Genomic DNA, 18,652 nt, shown 5'->3' on the forward strand with positions numbered 1-18,652 from the left:
CTGGGCACCGTGCTTTTTTGTCTGAGGGCCGGCGAGAAGAGGTATGGAACACGAATTGCGTCTTCGGGCGAGGTAGAGGGGGATGGGAGGACGAAAGAGGGTCGACCGGCGGGTCGTAGGCGGATCGACGGTCGGCGACGTACTGCACTCACTCGAAGCCGAGTACGATGGGTTCTCCGGTCAACTCATCGAAAATGGTGATATTCGACCCCACGTGAACGTGCTGAAGAATGGACGCGAAGTGGTCCACCTCGATGGTCTCGAAACTGACCTCGAAGACGGGGATGCAGTGAGCGTTTTCCCACCTGTTGCCGGTGGTTGAGATGGCACGACGAGAGCGGGCGTTTCGCGGTATCTCGACACGTCTCGCCATTCAGTACCTCGAAGGTCTCGGTGGGGAAGCCGAGAGCGAGACACGTGTCGTCGGTCCCGATTGGACGGTCGACCTCGACACCGAGGAGGTCACGATAACGAACAGTATCCAACTCACCGAGGTCCAACTCACCTTCGAGGGCGACGACGAGACACTCGACGACCTCATCGAGCGGTTCTCCCGTAAGGCGATGCGCGCGGGAGGGTGAGCCATGGGAACCGACGGAGACCGGCAACACGACCACGAACGACCCAGCGACAGACTCGCCTCAGATATGGACGATGAGACACCACGGGAAAGTGCAATTGACGGCACCGCCATCATGATTGCCGCCGCGATGGCGAGTGTGCCTTCCTCGGTACTCCCGATACTCCTCGACAGAGTGCAGGCGTATCTCGACGACCACGCAGACGAGTACGCACAGGAGTTTGAGTGTATCCACAAAGACGCCGATACAGCGGTCTACTTCGTCCCGCTCGGTCACTGGGACACGAAAGGCGTCGCCCTCGGCTTTTCTCACCGCGAGGTTGACGCGGTCCGCCGGGCGCACACCGAGCACCTCCGACGCGTCGGCAGGGAGGCGGACCGCCGCGACGAGTTCGAGACCGCACTCGAAATACGTGAAGTCGCCGTCGTTCACCGATAGCGAGGGCTGGTTGTGAAGACGGTAACGCTCGTAAAGGTTCTTGGACCAGTGCAGATAGAAAATACAGTATTTGGGAGGAAAATTCATCGAAAATATATGACTACATTAATTAATATAGTTCATAACTCATCAAATAGTAAGGTTATATCTCGGCATTATTGATTCTCCAATTACATGACAATATATAAAACATTATTATTGTCCAAGGTTTATGTAGTTATTAATGTCAGGCAAGGAATTCAATAGACGTCGGCTATTGGAGGGTATTGGTATAGCAGCAGTGACAACACAGGTTCCACTTGCTAGTGCTAAATCCAATTCCACTAATAAAGAATATAAAGAAAATAACTCAAGTGTAGTTGAATTAATTCGTGATATTGCTACCGAGTATATCGTTCTTCCTGATTATTCAGCAGTTGCTTTCACTACCCCGTATCTCGGGGATGGTTTCCAACTATACATTCAACGAGGGGCTAATTCGGCGGAAGTCCCAGTTGATGATCCCCAACAACTCACCCACGCTGATGCTGGAGTTCATGGAATAAAACATGATCAAAAAGCGAGTAGGCTTACCCTGACTTATTCAATGGACGGGGCTACGTATAAGTCCGAAATTAGATCGTCCAGTGAGATCCAGTCTACTAAAATTAGTGATGATATCCGGGATATTAAGCCACTAATTGCAGATCAAAAATCGGGTATTACGCTACAAGGCGCAAAACGGTGCCATAAAAAGGTAGATACTAAAGTCGCAGGGATTTGGTGCGTGAACGCTCGGGGAGGATATTCTTCTAGAGAGAAGTGTGAAAGTACTCCTCCTGCAGGAGATCATACTCCATTAATTAATGTTTGGAAATTTGAGGTCGTCCCAACCAATAATGCAAATGGAGGCGTGAGTTTCTACTATGGTCAAGAAACGGATGGTGATTGTACTTGGGTTGGAGAAGAAAATAAAACACAGCGCTGCTGGCGCCATTGTCCAAATAGCGGTGACGGTCTGCCCGGTGTGAGTTGGCTTACAGACAAAATAGAGAAAGCTATCAAGAGTTCAGCAGATGCAGCTGGAATTGTACTTCCAGCAGGCGTAGCAGCAGCACTTGCCTATGCCATCGCAGCCGGAATGATTCTCGCTCCACCGACCGGCACCCCAATCTAACATAAATATAATTCCTTCCGGATACGAGACCAGTTATGACTGTAATTGATCCCGATGATGCCACTCATCGGCTGTTTGTTTGTTCCCCTAATGAGGAAGCAAACAGACAGCGAATACGCGCCGAAAATTGTCTCGTTAGGACTTCCTCTCACTTCGGCGATGAAGTCCGAGTTTCGGTGTGGACCGAAGAAATTCAATCATCCAAGCCTAGTATAGCTGACCGGCTTGATTCCGAGTTTACTCACGTTCGGGAGAGTGATCGTATCCTTGGACAGGATGGCGTCGAATATCGGGCGGCTCTACCGGATGGAGAACCACTCATTTCTGACCTATTGTCACTCGACAACGGAGAAGACTCGTGTCTTGCCTGGCGCTTATACGGGGTAAGACACATTGCGGTTTTAAATAAGGGTGAGTGGATCTGCCATGTCTTCCCTGAAAGTTCGTTTGAACGCGATTTACGCGATAATACAGATGCATCGTCGATAGTCTACCAAGTTGAAGAGTGCATTCAAGACCTCGATGGTGTTGGCATTTTCCCAGTACCATATATCACCCACTGGAAAGGTGAACAGTACCGATACGTCCTCAAACCGACTCGACTCGGCATTACTCCAATCAAAGAAGATGACTCTCCAACGTGGATCGATCTTAACCGCCTATCAGAGATTCATATTAATGAACAAAATCATACGATTAGGTTTACTTGGCAAAGCCAAAATCTGTCGTCGGCTATCTTATCAAAGCTGGTTGACCGGAACAACGAATTGCCAACAACGGTCAACGTGGAGGAGACGACAGATCTGGACCTGGTTCGAAATTCACTATCTGAGCTAAAAGCGACGTGTGGATACGAGTATAAAATTCGTATTGATACTGTCTGTGATGAGCAGTAATCAAGGTACTACTGTACACCTTCAGTGAGCAAAGGGGATGCTGATTCTGCTGAAGAATATCGCGTTTAACCTCTAACAACCCAGACTGATAATTTGTCGGAACCTCGTGATTAATGTGCACTAGCCCAGGAATAAATCATGGAAAATAACACATAATGGGGCACTGTTAGATAGACGCCTATTTCGGGCGCGACGTTCTGGATGCGATAGATGCCAACACTCCCCTCTGACTTTCTCGATGGTGTTCGGGATGCAGCACCGCTCCACCTCGGCATCGCTCCCTTCGGCCTCGTCGCGGGTGTCGCCGCCGTCGAACAGGGTCTTTCGATATTCCACGCGATTGGATTCTCCAGCGTCGTCTTCGCGGGTGCCTCGCAACTGGCGATGATAGAACTCCTCGGTGCCGACGCGCCGCTCGCTATCGTCGTCGGAACCGCCGTCGTCGTGAACCTCCGGATGCTGATGTACTCGGCTTCTATCGCCCCGCACTTCCGGGATTTCGCCGCGCGGTCGAAAGCGGTCTCGTCGTATCTCCTCACCGACCAGGCATACGCGCTCTCTATCGCTCGCTACGGTCGCGATGGCGAGACCGACCGATTCGCATACTACTTCGGCGTCGCCGCCTCGCTGTGGGTCGTCTGGCAGTTCGCGACTATCGCTGGCGCGCTCCTCGGGACGGGACTCCCACCCGAATGGGGCTTCGAGTTCGCCGCTCCGCTGGTGTTTCTCGCGCTTCTCGTCCCCGCTCTGAAGAACCGTGCCGCGGCGGCCTCGGGCCTCACCGGTGGCGTCGTCGCAGTCGCGGTCGTCGTCGCCGGGGTTCCGTTCCACCTCGACATCATCGTCGCCGCCGTCGTCGGCGTCCTCGCCGGTCTCGCGGTCGAATCGTTCGGGGGTGAACTGTAGATGACGACGAGTTACGACCCCATCACCGTTTGGGGGGTTATCGCCCTCGCGGGCGCACTCACCTTCGCCATCAGAGGCTCGTTCGTCTACCTGTTCGGCCGTATCGATGAGCTTCCACCGCGAGCCAAGTCAGCTCTCAACTACGTGCCTGCGGCCGTTTTTGCGGCGCTCGTCTTCCCGCCTCTCGTCGCTCCCGCGGGCGACCTTTCGGTCTCACTCGGCAACGAACGACTCGTGGCTGGCGTGCTCGCCGCGCTCGCGGCGTGGTACACAGAGCGCGTTATCGTCACCATCGCCGTCGGGATGGGTGCGCTCTGGTTCCTCCGGTTCGTGGTCTGAGGCTCCGTGATACGCAGGAGACCATGCACGGCGACGTGTCGAGTGGTTCCTGTCGAAACACGCAAAAGGTGGGTCGGCGTGTTGGCTAGCTCTGCCTTTTGATTCGTTCGACTCAGTCGTCCGCCGGTGCCGACGAGTCGCCGCGGGAGACGCCCGTGCCGGGGCCGATGTCGATGCCGAGTTCGTCGAGGCGCTCGTCGGGAACGACGCCGTCGACCCACTTGCGGCGCGCGTAGTACTCTTCTTTCATCTCTTCGAGTTCGCACAGTTGGCCTTCGGAGCCACCCTGTCCCGGAACAGCCTCGTCGCCGGGGATAAAGCGACCCGGCAGCGAGTCGTCCGACCCGTCGAAGCCGACGAGGTTGTTGTAGTAGCGTTCAAGGGTGTAGATGCGGTCGCCGGTTTCGAGGAGTTCTTCCTCGGTCACGTCGCGGCCGGTCATCCCGTTGTACTGCAGGACGTACTCTTCGATGCCCTCCGCGAATGCGTTGAATTTGCAGATGTCGAACGAGTCCGAGATGGCGTGCATGTCCTGGAAAAGCGCGACGAGGTCGCCCTTGCCTTCCCACTCGTGAGGGTCGTACTTCTCGGGGATGCCGAGAATCTCGGCAGATGGCGTGTAGCCACGCAGGTGGCATGCACCACGATTCGAGGTGGCGTAACCGATGCCCATGCCTTTCATAGAGCGGGGGTCGTACGCCGGGATAGTTTGGCCCTTGACGGCGAGCGAATTCTCGTGGGCATCCATCGTCTCGGCGATGTGGGTTGCGCCGCCCGCGAGCAGGTCGCCGAGGTCGCCGTCGCGGTTGGCGATGCGTTCGAGGAGGTCGATCATCTCGTCGGCGTCGCCCCACTCGATATCCTCGTCAAGGGTGTCGAGTTTGCCCTGCTCGGTCATCTCCATCGCCATGGCAATCATGTTGCCAGCCTCGATGGTGTCGATGCCGAGGTCGTTACATAGGTTAATCATGACCGCAATCTTGTCGCGGTCGTCGTTCATCGAGTTCGGACCGAGCGCGAACGCCGATTCGTACTCGTAGGACTCGCCGCGGACGTTCATCTCCTCGCCTTTGACCGTCGTGGTCACCTCGACTTCCTTCTTGCAGGCGACCGGACAGGAGTGACACGTCGGTTCGTCGACGAGGATGTTCTCGCGGACGTTCTCGCCGGAGACCTTCTCGGCTTCGATATTGTGGTCTGTTGGGTTCGCCGCCGCCTCGCTCGACGTGGACGTGTATCTCCCGTTGCGGGTCGGAAGCCCGTCCATCTCCTCGGTCGCGTTCATCAGGACGTTCGTTCCGTACAGTGACAGGCCGCCTTCGTTCGGAGCGGTGACTTCCGACTCGCGGATGAGTTGCATCGCCTGCTGGTAGCCCTGTTTGAACGTCTCGGGGTCGGCGGGTTTCGGCATCTTCGTGCCGGATTTGACGACGACGGCTTTGAGGTTCTTCGACCCCATGACGGCACCCGTGCCACCGCGACCTGACGCCCGGTCGTCCTCGTTGACGATACAGCCGAAGCGGACGCCGTTTTCGCCACCCGGTCCGATAGCCATCACCGAGAGGTTCTTGCCGAGTTGGCCGTCGACCTCGCTTTCGAGTTCGTCGATGGTGTCGTGGACGCCCCATCCCCAGATGTGTTCGGCGCTGTGGAGCGTCACATCGCCGTCTTCGACGACAGCATACACCGGGTGGTCGGCCTTCCCGGTGAAAAGCAGGCCGTCGAGACCGGACCACTTGAGCCGGGCACCACTCCAGCCGCCGTGGTGCGAATCAGTGACGGTCCCCGTCAACGGGGACTTCGTCACGACCGCGATACGACCGCTCATCACGGTTTGTGTGCCCGTTAGCGGTCCTGTCATGAACGCGAGTAGGTTGTCGGGGCCAAGCGGGTCCACGTCCGGCCCCTGGTCGAACACGTATTTGACGCCGAGCCCCCGTGCCCCGATGTACTTCTTTGCGTCCTCGTCGTCGATGCCCTCGTATCGAATATCGTCCTCCGACAGGTCCACACGCGCGACTCTGTCGTGATAGCCACCAAGTTCGGTCATTGTAATCCTCAATGGTTATATACGTATTCTGCTGAGTTAGTGATTCTCACACGTCCGTAACCAATCGTGGTTACTCCCCACTGCGACGACGCTGTTCCGTCTCGGCATTGCGGCACTCTGTGCGACTCATCCTGGTTGCGGTCCCGCCGCGGTCAACGAGGGCGACCCCGTGGCGTCGACGACGACGCTCGCCGGGCCACGCGGCGGACACGACCACCACGTCCCGGACACTTCCGCGCCGGTTTCGAGGGTCGCGGTGACATGGTACGACCCAGACGCGGCTACAGGAACCAGTTCGCGCGTTTCGTCGGGGCCGAGGTCGAGGACGCGGTCGAACACTTCGCCCGTGGAGTCGACGCGGTCGAACACGTTCCCTTTCGAGTTGACTCGGAGTCTGAGTCGGTGGGGCTCGTCGTCGCGGTTGTCGACCATCAATGTCGTATTCGCCGGCCCACACCCCGTTTTTCCACTCGTCGAATCGATGTATTTCGTCGGCTCGTCGGGGACGGACCACGTCGTATCGACAGTTCGTTCGTCAGTCTCCACGACGACGCGGTAGGTTCCGGTTCGGTAGGTCACCGGCACGGCCAGTTGCGTTCTCGCCGGGAGTCGGTACCGCCGGTCGACGAGGACCGTGTCGCGGAGGTCGATACGGAGTCTCGCCGTCGTCTTCGGGCCGGAATTCTCTACGACGACGCCAGCGGGTGCGTACCACCGCGACAGACCGTCGCCGACGAGCGGAAGTTCGACTGCTGATTCGATGTCGCTGTTGGAGCTAGCGCCGAGCGCACACTCACCGCGCGGGTCGCACGAAACGGTGTGCCAGAACGCCGTCGTCTCCCGCCCGAGCACGACCGCAAACCCGTCGAAGTGGGTCTCGACGGTCCACGTCGACCGGGCTCGAACGCCCGTATCAGTTTCGACGAGGACCTCGGTGTCGCCGAGCGGAACAGCAACCGTAGCCATGGTTCGTTCCCCGGCGAGGAGGTCGCGATTCTCGAAAAATACGTCGCGGTCGTTGCGGGTGCCGACGACCGTCGTGAACACCGGCTTCGGCGTCGGATTCCAGATAGTGAGCGTGCGCTCGACGCGCGATTCAGGCGTTCGTGTTCGTGTCGCAGTCGGCGGTTGCGTCTCCGCTTCCGGTGTGGGTGTTACAGTCTCGACTTCGGGCGTTCCACAGCCCGCTCCCCCGGTGACACCGGCCGCGACGAGCGAGAGAAGGGTCCGGCGGTCCATAGCACCGTCTACGGCCTGCGAGCACATGAACGTCCGTCGGGTTCGACGGGGAGTCCCTGCCGGTCCCGAACTCACTCTCCGACGTCGGCGCAGCCCAGACGAAGCGGCTTTACGCACCCATCCGATAGGAGTCTCCAATGAGTAAGCCGAGCCCCGAGGTCTACGAACGGGGACGCGGGATGGACGCGCACAACAAGGTGATGCGCGACATCCGTTCGCAGAAGCAGAAGACCTACGACCCTCACGAACCGACGCGGGTGTGGATTGACGAGGACAACACGCCCGACGGCGTGTACGACTCGCTGACGATTATCCTCAACACCGGCGGCTGTCGCTGGGCCCGCGCTGGCGGGTGTACGATGTGCGGCTACGTCGCCGAATCCGTCGAAGGCGGGACCGTCTCGCACGAGGCGCTGATGGACCAGATTCAGGTCTGTCTCGACCACGAAGCCGATACCATGGACGACGGCGAGAAGGCCGGTCTCATCAAAATCTACACCTCCGGGTCGTTCCTCGACGAGCGCGAAGTGCCCGCAGAGACACGCGACGCTATCGCCGAGACGTTCTCGGACCGCGACCGCATGGTCGTCGAGTCGCTGCCGGATTTCGTCACGCGCGAGAAACTCGCTGACTTCACCGACCGCGGCCTCGAAACGGACGTGGCAATCGGACTGGAGACGGCGACCGACCGCGTCCGCCACGACTGCGTGAACAAGTACTTCGACTTCGCCGACTTCGAAGACGCCTGCGACGAGGCGGCCGCGGCGGGTGGCGGCGTGAAGGCGTACCTGCTGATGAAGCCGCCGTTCCTCTCGGAACCCGAAGCGCTCGAAGACATGAAGTCTTCTATCCGCCGATGTGCTGCAGTGGACAACTGCCACACCGTCTCGATGAACCCGACGAACGTCCAGCGCTACACGATGGTGGACGAACTGTTCTTCAACGGCGGGTACCGTCCGCCGTGGCTCTGGTCGGTCGCCGAGGCGCTCCGTGACACGGTCGACGTGGACGCGATCGTCGTCTCCGACCCCGTCGGCGGCGGCCAAGAACGCGGCGCACACAACTGCGGCGAGTGCGACGAACTCGTGTTCAAGGCGGTCAAGGATTTCAACCTCCGACAGGACCCGAGCGTCTTCGACCAGGTGTCCTGTGAGTGCGAGTCGACCTGGGAGTTCGTTCTCGACAACGAGACGAGCTACAATATGCCGCTCGTTCGCTGAGACAGACACCGTACGTTTGCCCAGTCTCAGGCTATAGTAGGCCCGTATTTTGTGGGTTCTAGTGACATTAGGGACTCCTATACGGTGGTAAGTGGCTCCTAACGGGTCGATAGGGCGTTTGTATCAAAGAGGATGTGAACCATTGTCACATTTGGTGGTTCGGACGTGTCCATCCGGACTGCCCGCCATCATGACGAAACACACGTACAAGACCGTCTACTATGCGGATGGATGGTTCGAGATTCGCGAGGAGGAGAACACCGAAGCATGGGTTGCTACGGACGCTCCTTGCGCTCTCGCTCCATAGCACGCAGTACGCGGGTCGGAAAATCCCAAACTCCAACCATCGCTCATCGTGTACGCCGCTACATTCGCCCAACCGACCCCGTACCGCCCGCCACCGCAGCGGACGGTCTCTTTATCGCAGTCAGCCGTCGAAGCCCGCAAGCACGCCACGACCGTCGGTATTGCCGAGGTTCGGGAGCGATGCCCGCTCAGGGTGCGGCATCAGCACTGCCACTGACTCGGACGCACCGAGGATTCCGGCGACGTTTCCGCGCGAGCCGTTAGGGTTCGCCTCGTCGGTGATGTTCCCGTCTTCGTCACAGTACCGAAACAGAATGCGGTCTTCAGACTCCAGTTCTTCGTAGCCTTCGTCGTCGATTTCGAATCGCCCTTCGCCGTGTGCGATGGGCAGTTCGATGACGTCGCCTTCCTCGTATGCTTCGGTCCACGGCGTGTCGGCGTTTTCGACGCGCAGATAGACGTGTTCACACTGGAATCGAGCGCTCGCATTCGTCGTGAACGCGCCGGGCGTGAGACCGGACTCACAGCCGACCTGCGCGCCGTTGCAGACGCCGAGGACGGGGAGGTCGTCGTCGACAGCCTCGCGGACAGTCTTCATGATGGGCGAGCGTGCGGCCATCGCACCACCGCGCAGGTAGTCGCCGTAGGAGAACCCACCGGGGAGCATGATACCCGTCGTCTCTTCCGGTAGTTGGTCTTCGTGCCAGACGCGCTCGGCTTCGAACCCGAGGTCCTCCAGCGCGCGCACGGCGTCTCGGTCGCAGTTCGACCCGCCGAACTGCACAACTGCAATCATCTCAAGCCTCTGCGACCTCGACCTCGTAGTCGTGGATGGTCGGGTTCGCCAGTAAGCGTTCGGCCATCTCGTCGGCGCGGTCGGCGGCCTCGTCGGCACCCGACGCGTCGAGGTCGACTTCGTACCGTTCGGTGAAGCGCAACGCGTCGAGTTCGAACCCGAGTCGTTCCAGTGCGCGCTTCGTCGTCTCCGCCTCCGGGTCGAGCACGCCACGCTTGAGGCGCACCGTCACCGTCGCGGTGTAGGTGGTCATCGGGTGACGATGCGTGGTGATGTGCAAAAACGGTTTTGGGTCGTGTTTGTTGTGCATGAATATGCTTATCCAGTGCGGACTAGCGGTTACTCTCTCAGAGATCGGGAAACGATCTGGTCAGTGAAGTGCCCGTCGTGGTGAGAGCGAGTGTCTCGTCTACAGGCGTCAACAACCCGGGAAGACCCCGACAGGCGGTTTTGAACGCACGATATCTGATGCTTGCGGTCAATTAGAATAATAATATAATACTAGTTAATAAAAATCATGTATACAACAAATAGTAATCATTTTCTACCCGTGATTGGGACACTGTCCCGCACATGGTACTCGAATTCGCACAGAGCCCGCTTTTGACGTTCGTAGTCGGACTCGCACTAGTCGTGCTTCTCCTCGTCGTCTTGGACCTCCCTGCCTTCGTCGGGTTAGCGATAGCCGCGTTCGCGGTCGGACTCGTCAACGCGGCGTTCGTCCCCGACTTCACACTCGCTCAGGCGGCGACGAAGACGGCGACGGCATTCGGGGATGGGATGGCCGGAATCGGCATCCCCATCCTGATGGCTGCAATCATCGGGAAGTCGATGCTTGAAAGCGGCTCCGCCCAGCGAATTGTCCGGTCGTTCCAGTCTCTCGTCGGGAAAGACAATAGCGATATCGCGCTGTGGGGGAGCAGTACGGTCCTCGCCATCCCCGTCTTCTTCGACAGCGTCTTCTACCTGATGGCGCCGCTCGCACGTTCGATGCGGGCGCGGATGGGCGACAACTACGCGCTCTACCTCGTCGTCGTCGGGGCCGGCGCTGCCACGGCTCACGTGTTCATCCCGCCGACGCCCGGCCCGCTCGCGGTCGCCAGCGAAATCGGGGCCGACATCGGCACCACGATGCTCATCGGCGTCACCGTCGCCGTCCCGTCGGCCACGATGGGGGGACTCGTCTACGGTCGCTGGATTAACCGCCGCATCGACATCCCGCTCCGCGATGCGATGGGGACGACCACGGACGAACTGCAGGAGCGCGCCCAGCGCGACGTGTCGTCGCTGCCGAGCTTCCTCGAAGCCACTGCGCCTATCGTCATCGCCGTCGCGCTCGTCGGCTCGCTCACCGTCGCCAACGCCCTCGAAGGCGTGACGCCGATGGTCGAACAGGTCAGGCCGTTTATCGCGTTCATCGGCGACAAGAACGTCGCGCTCACCGTCGCCGCGCTCGCCGCAGCCTACACGTACTACCGCTGGACCGACCTCTCGCGGTCGGCGTGGGAAGAAGAGCTCACCGAGGCGCTGAAAAGCGGCGGTAACATCGCGGCCATCACCTCGATGGGTGGCGCGTTCGGCGCACTGCTCGCCGCCTCGGGAATCGGCCCCTACATCGCAAACGGACTCGAAGGCTTCGGCATTCCGCTTCTCGTGACGGCGTGGCTCATCGCCGCTATCGTCCGCGTCGCGCAGGGTTCCGCGACCGCGGCGATGCTCACCGCAGCTGGAATCATGGCTCCCTTGACCGGTCAGCTTCCGGTCCACACCGCGTATCTGGTGATGGTCATCGGCGCGGGCGGCAACATCTGCTCGTGGTACAACGACTCCGGGTTCTGGCTCGTCAAGGAAATCGGCGGCCTCACGCAGGCCGAGACGCTGAAGACGTGGACCGCCTTGACGACGATTATCTCCGTAACCGGCCTCGTCGTCGTCCTCGTCGTCTCGACGGTGTTCCCGCTTTCGTAACTCGGTTGCCCACCGTTCGAGCCGTCCGCCGGTAATTCACGGTCGTTCAGGTGGGACCGTTGCGGAGAACGACAGCGGTTTACCGTTCGACCACTCAGGGCGGTGTATGTTCAGCTTCGAACAGCTGGAGGTGACGGTATGACGCGAGAACTAACCGAAATCACGGTCATCGGAGGAGACAAGACCGGACTCATCGCGAATGTGACCACCCTGCTGTTCGAACGCGGAATCAACGTCGAGGACCTCGACCAAGCGGTCCGGGAGGGAATCTTCCGGATGACGCTTCACGCGGACACCTCGGAGATGACCTGCAGCCGCGACGAACTCCGCGACGCACTCACCGACCTCGGCGACGAACTCGGCGTCGACGTGCAGGTACGATTCCCGTCGGACCGCAAGACGCGCGAAATCGCCGTGCTCGTCACGAAGGAGTCCCACTGTCTCGAAGCGCTGTTCGAGGCGTGGGCGAACGACGACCTCGGCGCGGAGATTTCGGTCGTCATCGGTAATCACGACACGCTCGAACCGCTGGCGAGCCACTACGACGTTCCCTTCCACGACATCGGCGACGAGAAGGGCACCGCGGACGAAGACCACCTGCTCGAACTCCTCGAAGAGTACGACGTGGACCTCATCGTCCTCGCGCGCTACATGCGCATCCTCGGGCCGAACGTCGTCTTCCGCTACGAAGACCGCATCATCAACATCCACCCGTCGTTGCTCCCGGCCTTCCCCGGTGCCGCCGCCTACCGGCAGGCGAAAGAAGGCGGCGTCCGCATCGCGGGCGTCACCGCCCACTACGTGACGACGGACCTCGACCAAGGGCCGATTATCGCCCAGCGGGCCTTCGACGTGCCCGACGACGCCACCATCGACGAGATAAAGTCGCGCGGGCAACCGCTTGAGGCCGACGCGCTCCTCGAAGCCGTGAAGCTCCACCTCAACGACGACATTACGGTTCACCGTGGACGCACCAGCCTCCGCTCGGAGACCGACGCCGAGGACTACCAACTCGGGCTCTCCCGCGAAGCGCAGGCGTTGAACCCCGACCGGCCGGTCGACGGTCTCATCGACGGGCTCGGCGGCGAGCGAGAAGCGCTTACGCTCGAACCGTCCGAAGACTGAGACTGGTCTCTTTTTTGTCGTCGGCCTCGGCGAACTCACCGGCGGCCTCGATGCCGAGGTCGAACGACTCCGAAAACACGCCTCCGACCTCGATTCCGCCTCTCACCGAGCAGTACGAGCAATCCGGTCCGAGACGCGGCCGGCGTTCACGGACCGAACCGGAAGAACCCACCTTCCCACTCCTCGCTACGCTCGCCAGTTCGACCGCCCATGTAGAGCGACCCATCCGCGAGTGACGGTGACGCCGACACCGTCAGGTCGATACTACGTCGCCAGCGCTCCGTTCCGTCGAAACCGACCTCGAAGACGGTACCCTCGCGGGTGACGCCGTAGATGCCATCGGAAGCGACGACTGGAACGTGGTACCGCTCTCCCGCCGGTCCTGCAGACCACACTCGGTTACCCGTCTTCCGGTCGTAGGCAACGAGCGGGTCGTCGCGACCACTGGAGAGGACGGTATCACCCGCCAGAACGGCCTGTTCGTACCTGTCGTATCCGCCGTTGATTCCGGCGGCGTGTTGCATCCACAACTCCTCGCCGTCAGCGAGTGAGACGGCCCGCAGGGTGCCCCTGTCGTCGACGACGTAACACGCCTCGTCGCCGACGGCGGCCGGGTTGTGAACGACGGGTATCGACGACTCCCAGCGAACGCTCCCATCTGCGGCATCGAGACAGAACAGGCCGCCGCCGTTCTCGTTGTACCCGTTCGAGACGACGACGGACTCGTCTGTCGCGGCGCACGTTTGTACGGCGGGCATCTCTTCGTCGGTCTGCCACAGTCGTTTCCCGGTCACCGCGTCGAGGGCGAGGAACTCGCGGCCACCGATGAACACTCGGCCCTCGGTCACTGCGGGTGAGACGTGGGGGAACCCGTAGCCACTTCGGTAGGTCCAGTTCACGTCGCCCGTCTCGATATCGACGGCGCGCGTGCCGACTCTGTCCTCGATGAATACTGTGTCGCCGACGACCGTAGGAACGCCCATATCTGATTTAGTTTGAAGTCGCCACCGTTCTCTCCCGTTGTGCTTGACGGCGACGACGCCCGAAAACAGGTCGGAGTGCTCGTATTCCCGCCATCGACGAACCGTGAACAGAATCACGTCGGACCCGACGACGACCTGCCGTTCTGGGTAGTGACTCGCTTCGGCGTGGAGTCCGAGCGCCGCCCCTTCGTCGGGACCACTCGCGGGCGTCGACCCGGTTCGCCGGGCGTCGTGGCCGAGAGTCGGCCACGGCCCGTCGTCACCCGAGAGGTCAGCGTCGTTCGTGTGCGACCGCGGGAAGTATCTCCTGCGGAGACCGCTACACCCCGCGAGGCTGACGCTCGCGGCGGTTCCGAGTGTAGCGAGAAATGCTCGACGGGAGGGCAGGGAGGGCATGCCCCGATAGTGACGGTAGGCAGACAAGTGCCTTCCCGTCTCGTGTCAGCGGTTTCGGAGGGTAGTGCGGACCGAGTTGGTAGTGCGGACCGAGTTACAGCTCTTGCACGCGCTCGACCGCGTCCTCGATATCTGGCGCGTCGAACCAGTCGTAATCGACGTAGGCGTTCGTCCCCGCGCAGTAGATGTCCGAAAGTGCGGTTACGATGTCGTCGGGGAGGTGCTCGGGTTCGATTTCGCACGCCTCGCGCCAGTTGGGTTCGCCCGTTTCGATGGCTTCCTGCTTCGCGGCGGACACGGCGTCGACCCACTCGGGTTGGACGCGCTTGTAGTACTGGCGGACGACCTCCTTCGAGACCTGCTGGCCGTCGTAGGAGAAGCGATTTTCGTCGAACGTGCCGACCACGTCCGCGACCTTCACGGTCCCGTCGTGGTACAGACACTCGATTTTCCCGTCTTCGTGGTCGAACCCGGCGCGTGCGGCCTGCTCGTTCAGGACGTGGTTCACGGCGAGCGCGAGTTCTTCGAGGCGGTCGAGGTCGACTGCGCCAGCGACAAAGTCGGCTTCCTCGCGGTCGAGATAGCGGTCCTGTTCTTCGTACTTCGTGGAGAACTCCACGACGGGGTCGGGGAGTGAAACGGCTTCGTCCGGCCACTCGTCGACATCGAGACCGTAGTCGGCGGGTTCGCCGCGCTTCCGGAGGCTCGACCCCACGGGAACGGTGTTTCGGAAGACGATTTCGAGCGGGATGAGGTAGTTGTCGCCCGCCGTCTCGTGGTAGGCGTCGTAGTCGTACTCGCCGTCGTCGTGCGGGAGGTCAGGCACCTGCGTGAGTTCGATTGCCATCTCCGTCGGCGGCGACTCGCACTCTTCGAGGTCCTTGATTTCGCCGTCTTCGAGTACCCCGAGGTAGTGGGTCGGAATGTGGTTCACGTCGAGCAGTTCGAAGTTGTACGCGCCCATGAGACAGAGGCTTGCGCCCTTGTTCGGGATGTGGTCGGGCATCTCACCCCAGTCGAACACGGAGTAGCGGTCGGAAAAGACGAAGCGGCCCCGGCCGAGGTCGGTCGCCGTCGGTTCCTCCTCGACGCGGAAGTCCTTCACGCTGGTCATGGTCGACCCTCACGCTCTTCACACTAAGAACCTTCCACTTCTGTGCGCATCTCGCACTTACTTTGTCCTAATATATACACGAACTCGAACACCGACAAATCAAGCCGCTTTTTCGCTCGGAACTCGTCCGTCTGGCTATGGACATTGCCCTCGAATCCGATGCCGCGTGGGTTGCCCGCCGACTCCGCGAGGCCGAGTTCGTCGTCGCTTTCACCGGCGCGGGGATGAGCACCGCTTCGGGCATCCCCGATTTCCGCGGCGACGACGGCATCTGGAACACCGAGTTCGACCCGGCGTCGTTTCACCGCGACCGCTTCGTGAACGACCCGGCGGGGTTCTGGCGGGAGCGCGTTCGCCTCCACGAGCGGATGTTTCCCGATGGCGTGGCCCCGAACGCCGGTCACGACGTGCTCGCCGAACTCGAATCACGGGGCATTCTCGACAGGGTCATCACACAGAATACGGATGGTCTCCACCGTGAATCCGGGTCGAACCGCGTCGTCGAACTCCACGGAAACGCCTCGCAGGTCGTTTGTGAGGACTGCGAATCCCACTTTGCGGCCGAAACGGCGCTCGAACAGGTCCGCGCCGGTGACGCGCCAGCGACCTGCGGCGAGTGCGGCGGTATCGTCAAACCCGATGTCGTGCTGTTCGGCGAGCGACTTCCGCGCGTCGCCTACAGTAAGGCCAACCGACTGGCGGACAAGGCCGACGTGTTTCTCGCGCTCGGGTCGTCGCTGACGGTTCATCCGGCGGCCGGACTCGCCGGTAGGGCCGCCGAAGACGGCTCGCTGGTCGTCGTCAACTTCGACGAGACGCAGTACGACAGCAGTGCAGACCGGGTCGTTCGCGACGACCTCACGGAGTTCCTGCCCGCGGTCGAAGAACTCGTTTGAGGCGAGGGACCACTATTCGGTTTTGGATGGCTCGAATCGGCTCAGTTGAACTCTTCGTTTAGGTACGCACCGAGATAGCCGCCGAGTGCACCGAGGCCAACGGTGTAGACGAGACCGATAAGAAGTCCAAAGATAGCGACGGTGGCGACCCCGAGAAATCCGAGACTGAAGTCGAACGGCGCGCTGGCGAAAACAAAAATACCGAAGAACCCGAGGAAGACGACGGCCAACAAGGTACTGACGAGACCCATGAACAGGCCGGAGAGCGCGCCGGATTTCGTGCCGAGAGTGCGGTCGGTTCCGGTCAGGTAGCCCGCAAGCGCGCCGCCAAGGATTGGCGACCCCGGAACCGGAGAGAGAACGAGGCTGGCGATTGCGCCGACGAGTGCCGAAAACAGGAGGCTCTCCCCGTTGTCGTCGAGGGTGGACTCGGTGGTTGGGGACGTTGAGTGTTCCATACTCGACATAACACCGTCTGCGGACTAATCCTTTCTCCCCCTGTTCGACCAGTCGTTGTTGGCCACCCGTAGTTCCTGTACCGCCCCGTTTTTTACGACCGTGGCGCGTTCTCATCGACCATGACCGGTGCCGCCCACGACTTCGGGTTCGACCACCGCCCGGAGACCGACCAGTCGTTCGAGAACGCCTTAGCAAAGGCGCGAGCGGGCGAGCGCCTCACCGTCGCGGACGGCGTCGAACTGATGACGACGGGGACCGACCGCGAGGGAATCGACCGCCACCGAAAGGAACTCGTCCTCGAAGCCGCCGACCGTCGCCGCGCCGAAGTCGTCGGCGACGACGTGACCTTCGTTGCCAACCTCAACAACAACGTGACGACGGCTTGTACCACGGGCTGTCTGTTCTGTAATTTCAAGAACACCGCACACCTCTTCGAGGCCGACTCCGACGCTGACCACGGCGGATTCACGAAGACGCCGGCCGAATCACGCGATATCGTCGCCGACGCGGTCGAGATGGGTATCTACGAAGTCACGTCCGTTTCCGGGCTTCACCCGGCGCTCGTTCTCGATGAGGAACACCGCGAAATCCTCGAATCGTACAACAACCCCGCCGCCGAGGTGAACTACAAACCGCCCGCGGCGTACGACATAGACCCCGGGAGCTACACCGAGCAACTGGCGGCGATGTCGGTCGACGGCGTCCACGTCCACTCGATGACGCCCGAAGAGGCTTACCACGCAAAACGCGGGACCGACTGGAGCTACGTGGAGGTGTACCGCCGCCTCGCCGACGCCGGACTCGACAGCGCCCCGGGGACCGCCGCAGAGATACTCGTCCCTGAAGTTCGAGACGTTATCTGTCCCGGAAAAATCGGCACCGACGAGTGGGTTGCCGGGATGGAGGGCGCGATGGACGCCGGTCTCGACGTGACGGCGACCATCATGTACGGCCACGTCGAAAACGAGAAACACCGCGTGCTGCACCTCGATGTGATTCGAGACCTCCAGGACCGCTACGGCGGTATCACGGAGTTCGTCCCCTTATCGTTCGTATACCAGAACACGCCGCTCTACGAGCGCGGTCTCGTCACCGAAGGTGCGTCCGACGACGAAGACGAGTTGATGGTTGCCGTTTCGCGGCTCTATCTCGACAACATCGACCATATCCAGTCGTCGTGGGTGAAGTTCGGGAACGCGAAGTCACTTAAACTCCTCAACTGCGGTGCTGACGACCTGATGGGAACGATTCTCTCCGAGGAGATTACGAAGCGCGCGGGCGGCGGGTTCGGCGAGTTCCGCTCGTTCGACGACTACGTCGATATGATAACCGCCATCGGTCGCCGGCCGGTCGAACGCTCGACCGACTACCGGACGCGCCGCCCGCTCGACCCCGACGACGGCTCACACGGCCCGACGCTCGGCCCGCGTGCCGACGGTACGCCCCTCCTCGACCGCCGCCGCGACCCCCCAACGGCCGACGATTGAGATGATGGCGACGACCCACGCGGCGATGGGTCTCAGCCTCGCCGCGTCGCTCGTGTGGGTGGCACCCGAACTCGCGACCGTCGCGGCGGTCGGTGCGCTCGTCGGGAGCGGCTTCCCCGACGTAGACCCCTTCGTCGGCGTCCACCGCAAGACCCCGCACTTCCCCGTTTACTACACCGTCGCCGCGGGCGCTACCGGAGTTGCCGCCACCGTCTCGACTTCCGCGCTCACCGTCGGACTGACGTGTTCCTTCCTCTCGCCGGCGCCCCACTCCGCCTCATGCTCGGTCGGCGCGGG

At 60.9% G+C, this 18,652-nt stretch carries 19 protein-coding genes and 1 pseudogene; 13 read left to right on the forward strand and 7 right to left on the reverse strand.

Annotation, left to right across the window (positions count from 1 at the left end; translation table 11 throughout):
- Window positions 1-82 precede the first annotated feature (82 nt).
- The 7 genes from QT222_RS19200 (at window position 83) to QT222_RS19230 (ending at window position 4,316) form a co-directional block, all read left to right on the forward strand.
- Entirely contained in the window at window positions 83-322 is a 240-nt protein-coding gene (locus QT222_RS19200; protein WP_491478093.1) for a ubiquitin-like small modifier protein 1, read from the forward strand.
- 1 nt (window position 323) lies between these two features.
- The gene (locus tag QT222_RS19205; RefSeq protein WP_004059647.1) at window positions 324-581 is read left to right on the forward strand and encodes a MoaD-like domain-containing protein; all 258 of its coding nucleotides are present in this window, start codon (window positions 324-326) and stop codon (window positions 579-581) included.
- 3 nt (window positions 582-584) lie between these two features.
- Window positions 585-1,019, forward strand: a complete 435-nt coding sequence (locus QT222_RS19210; protein ID WP_491478094.1) for a DUF8048 family protein — start codon at window positions 585-587, stop codon at window positions 1,017-1,019.
- Between the two features lie 223 nt (window positions 1,020-1,242).
- Window positions 1,243-2,175, forward strand: a complete 933-nt coding sequence (locus QT222_RS19215) for a hypothetical protein (RefSeq protein ID WP_491478095.1) — start codon at window positions 1,243-1,245, stop codon at window positions 2,173-2,175.
- A 35-nt stretch (window positions 2,176-2,210) separates the two neighbouring features.
- The gene (locus QT222_RS19220) at window positions 2,211-3,071 is read left to right on the forward strand and encodes a hypothetical protein (RefSeq protein ID WP_014732461.1); all 861 of its coding nucleotides are present in this window, start codon (window positions 2,211-2,213) and stop codon (window positions 3,069-3,071) included.
- A 210-nt stretch (window positions 3,072-3,281) separates the two neighbouring features.
- Entirely contained in the window at window positions 3,282-3,977 is a 696-nt protein-coding gene (locus QT222_RS19225) for an AzlC family ABC transporter permease (protein ID WP_004059649.1), read from the forward strand.
- Window positions 3,978-4,316, forward strand: a complete 339-nt coding sequence (locus tag QT222_RS19230; RefSeq protein WP_491478096.1) for an AzlD domain-containing protein — start codon at window positions 3,978-3,980, stop codon at window positions 4,314-4,316.
- 112 nt (window positions 4,317-4,428) lie between these two features.
- Here the strand turns inward: QT222_RS19230 and QT222_RS19235 are convergent, their stop codons facing one another.
- Both QT222_RS19235 and QT222_RS19240 read right to left on the reverse strand, forming a co-directional pair.
- Window positions 4,429-6,366: an aldehyde ferredoxin oxidoreductase family protein gene (locus tag QT222_RS19235; protein WP_491478097.1), complete on the reverse strand. Its 1,938-nt coding sequence runs from the start codon at window positions 6,364-6,366 to the stop codon at window positions 4,429-4,431.
- A 126-nt stretch (window positions 6,367-6,492) separates the two neighbouring features.
- Complete coding sequence (locus QT222_RS19240; RefSeq protein WP_491478098.1) at window positions 6,493-7,605, reverse strand: Ig-like domain-containing protein; 1,113 nt, start codon at window positions 7,603-7,605, stop codon at window positions 6,493-6,495.
- A 137-nt stretch (window positions 7,606-7,742) separates the two neighbouring features.
- On the opposite strand from QT222_RS19240, the gene QT222_RS19245 reads away from it, so the two are divergent.
- The gene (locus QT222_RS19245) at window positions 7,743-8,825 is read left to right on the forward strand and encodes an archaeosine biosynthesis radical SAM protein RaSEA (protein WP_491478099.1); all 1,083 of its coding nucleotides are present in this window, start codon (window positions 7,743-7,745) and stop codon (window positions 8,823-8,825) included.
- Window positions 8,826-9,252: 427 nt separating this feature from the next.
- On the opposite strand, the gene purQ is transcribed toward QT222_RS19245, so the two are convergent.
- Together purQ and purS are read right to left on the reverse strand one after the other, a co-directional pair.
- Complete coding sequence (gene purQ / locus QT222_RS19250) at window positions 9,253-9,927, reverse strand: phosphoribosylformylglycinamidine synthase I (protein ID WP_004059655.1); 675 nt, start codon at window positions 9,925-9,927, stop codon at window positions 9,253-9,255.
- Window position 9,928: 1 nt separating this feature from the next.
- Window positions 9,929-10,180 carry a phosphoribosylformylglycinamidine synthase subunit PurS gene (gene purS / locus QT222_RS19255; RefSeq protein ID WP_004059656.1) on the reverse strand — a complete coding sequence of 84 codons (252 nt, stop codon included), beginning with the start codon at window positions 10,178-10,180 and terminating at the stop codon, window positions 9,929-9,931.
- A gap of 320 nt (window positions 10,181-10,500) precedes the next feature.
- Here purS and QT222_RS19260 point away from each other — a divergent pair, with 320 nt between their 5' ends.
- Both QT222_RS19260 and QT222_RS19265 read left to right on the forward strand, forming a co-directional pair.
- The gene (locus tag QT222_RS19260) at window positions 10,501-11,895 is read left to right on the forward strand and encodes a GntP family permease (RefSeq protein WP_491478100.1); all 1,395 of its coding nucleotides are present in this window, start codon (window positions 10,501-10,503) and stop codon (window positions 11,893-11,895) included.
- Between the two features lie 138 nt (window positions 11,896-12,033).
- Window positions 12,034-13,020 (forward strand): formyltetrahydrofolate deformylase, encoded by a 987-nt coding sequence (locus QT222_RS19265; RefSeq protein WP_004059658.1) that lies wholly within the window; start codon window positions 12,034-12,036, stop codon window positions 13,018-13,020.
- A 146-nt stretch (window positions 13,021-13,166) separates the two neighbouring features.
- On the opposite strand, the gene QT222_RS19270 is transcribed toward QT222_RS19265, so the two are convergent.
- Together QT222_RS19270 and QT222_RS19275 are read right to left on the reverse strand one after the other, a co-directional pair.
- Window positions 13,167-14,399 (reverse strand): PQQ-like beta-propeller repeat protein, encoded by a 1,233-nt coding sequence (locus tag QT222_RS19270; protein WP_491478101.1) that lies wholly within the window; start codon window positions 14,397-14,399, stop codon window positions 13,167-13,169.
- A 94-nt stretch (window positions 14,400-14,493) separates the two neighbouring features.
- Window positions 14,494-15,513 carry a phosphoribosylaminoimidazolesuccinocarboxamide synthase gene (locus QT222_RS19275; protein WP_491478102.1) on the reverse strand — a complete coding sequence of 340 codons (1,020 nt, stop codon included), beginning with the start codon at window positions 15,511-15,513 and terminating at the stop codon, window positions 14,494-14,496.
- 137 nt (window positions 15,514-15,650) lie between these two features.
- On the opposite strand from QT222_RS19275, the gene QT222_RS19280 reads away from it, so the two are divergent.
- A complete protein-coding gene (locus QT222_RS19280) occupies window positions 15,651-16,409 on the forward strand; it encodes an NAD-dependent protein deacylase (RefSeq protein WP_004059661.1) in 759 nt (252 codons plus the stop codon).
- A gap of 41 nt (window positions 16,410-16,450) precedes the next feature.
- On the opposite strand, the gene QT222_RS19285 is transcribed toward QT222_RS19280, so the two are convergent.
- Complete coding sequence (locus QT222_RS19285; protein ID WP_179955339.1) at window positions 16,451-16,867, reverse strand: DUF5518 domain-containing protein; 417 nt, start codon at window positions 16,865-16,867, stop codon at window positions 16,451-16,453.
- A 120-nt stretch (window positions 16,868-16,987) separates the two neighbouring features.
- On the opposite strand from QT222_RS19285, the gene cofH reads away from it, so the two are divergent.
- Both cofH and QT222_RS19295 read left to right on the forward strand, forming a co-directional pair.
- The gene (gene cofH, locus QT222_RS19290) at window positions 16,988-18,355 is read left to right on the forward strand and encodes a 7,8-didemethyl-8-hydroxy-5-deazariboflavin synthase subunit CofH (protein ID WP_004059663.1); all 1,368 of its coding nucleotides are present in this window, start codon (window positions 16,988-16,990) and stop codon (window positions 18,353-18,355) included.
- A 1-nt stretch (window position 18,356) separates the two neighbouring features.
- A pseudogene (locus QT222_RS19295) lies at window positions 18,357-18,652 on the forward strand (metal-dependent hydrolase); the annotation flags it as partial.

The sequence above is a fragment of the Haloferax sp. s1 genome (assembly GCF_058382125.1).

Excerpts from the sequence above, each read along its gene's own strand:
- QT222_RS19265 (WP_004059658.1), top strand. The coding sequence starts at position 12,034 with ATGACGCGAGAACTAACCGAAATCACGGTCATCGGAGGAGACAAGACC.
- QT222_RS19270 (WP_491478101.1), bottom strand. The coding sequence starts at position 14,399 with ATGCCCTCCCTGCCCTCCCGTCGAGCATTTCTCGCTACACTCGGAACC.
- QT222_RS19215 (WP_491478095.1), top strand. The coding sequence starts at position 1,243 with ATGTCAGGCAAGGAATTCAATAGACGTCGGCTATTGGAGGGTATTGGT.
- QT222_RS19235 (WP_491478097.1), bottom strand. The coding sequence starts at position 6,366 with ATGACCGAACTTGGTGGCTATCACGACAGAGTCGCGCGTGTGGACCTG.
- QT222_RS19200 (WP_491478093.1), top strand. The coding sequence starts at position 83 with ATGGGAGGACGAAAGAGGGTCGACCGGCGGGTCGTAGGCGGATCGACG.
- QT222_RS19240 (WP_491478098.1), bottom strand. The coding sequence starts at position 7,605 with ATGGACCGCCGGACCCTTCTCTCGCTCGTCGCGGCCGGTGTCACCGGG.
- cofH (WP_004059663.1), top strand. The coding sequence starts at position 16,988 with ATGACCGGTGCCGCCCACGACTTCGGGTTCGACCACCGCCCGGAGACC.
- QT222_RS19285 (WP_179955339.1), bottom strand. The coding sequence starts at position 16,867 with ATGGAACACTCAACGTCCCCAACCACCGAGTCCACCCTCGACGACAAC.
- QT222_RS19230 (WP_491478096.1), top strand. The coding sequence starts at position 3,978 with ATGACGACGAGTTACGACCCCATCACCGTTTGGGGGGTTATCGCCCTC.
- QT222_RS19205 (WP_004059647.1), top strand. The coding sequence starts at position 324 with ATGGCACGACGAGAGCGGGCGTTTCGCGGTATCTCGACACGTCTCGCC.
- QT222_RS19220 (WP_014732461.1), top strand. The coding sequence starts at position 2,211 with ATGACTGTAATTGATCCCGATGATGCCACTCATCGGCTGTTTGTTTGT.
- QT222_RS19245 (WP_491478099.1), top strand. The coding sequence starts at position 7,743 with ATGAGTAAGCCGAGCCCCGAGGTCTACGAACGGGGACGCGGGATGGAC.
- purQ (WP_004059655.1), bottom strand. The coding sequence starts at position 9,927 with ATGATTGCAGTTGTGCAGTTCGGCGGGTCGAACTGCGACCGAGACGCC.
- purS (WP_004059656.1), bottom strand. The coding sequence starts at position 10,180 with ATGACCACCTACACCGCGACGGTGACGGTGCGCCTCAAGCGTGGCGTG.
- QT222_RS19280 (WP_004059661.1), top strand. The coding sequence starts at position 15,651 with ATGGACATTGCCCTCGAATCCGATGCCGCGTGGGTTGCCCGCCGACTC.
- QT222_RS19260 (WP_491478100.1), top strand. The coding sequence starts at position 10,501 with ATGGTACTCGAATTCGCACAGAGCCCGCTTTTGACGTTCGTAGTCGGA.
- QT222_RS19275 (WP_491478102.1), bottom strand. The coding sequence starts at position 15,513 with ATGACCAGCGTGAAGGACTTCCGCGTCGAGGAGGAACCGACGGCGACC.
- QT222_RS19225 (WP_004059649.1), top strand. The coding sequence starts at position 3,282 with ATGCCAACACTCCCCTCTGACTTTCTCGATGGTGTTCGGGATGCAGCA.
- QT222_RS19210 (WP_491478094.1), top strand. The coding sequence starts at position 585 with ATGGGAACCGACGGAGACCGGCAACACGACCACGAACGACCCAGCGAC.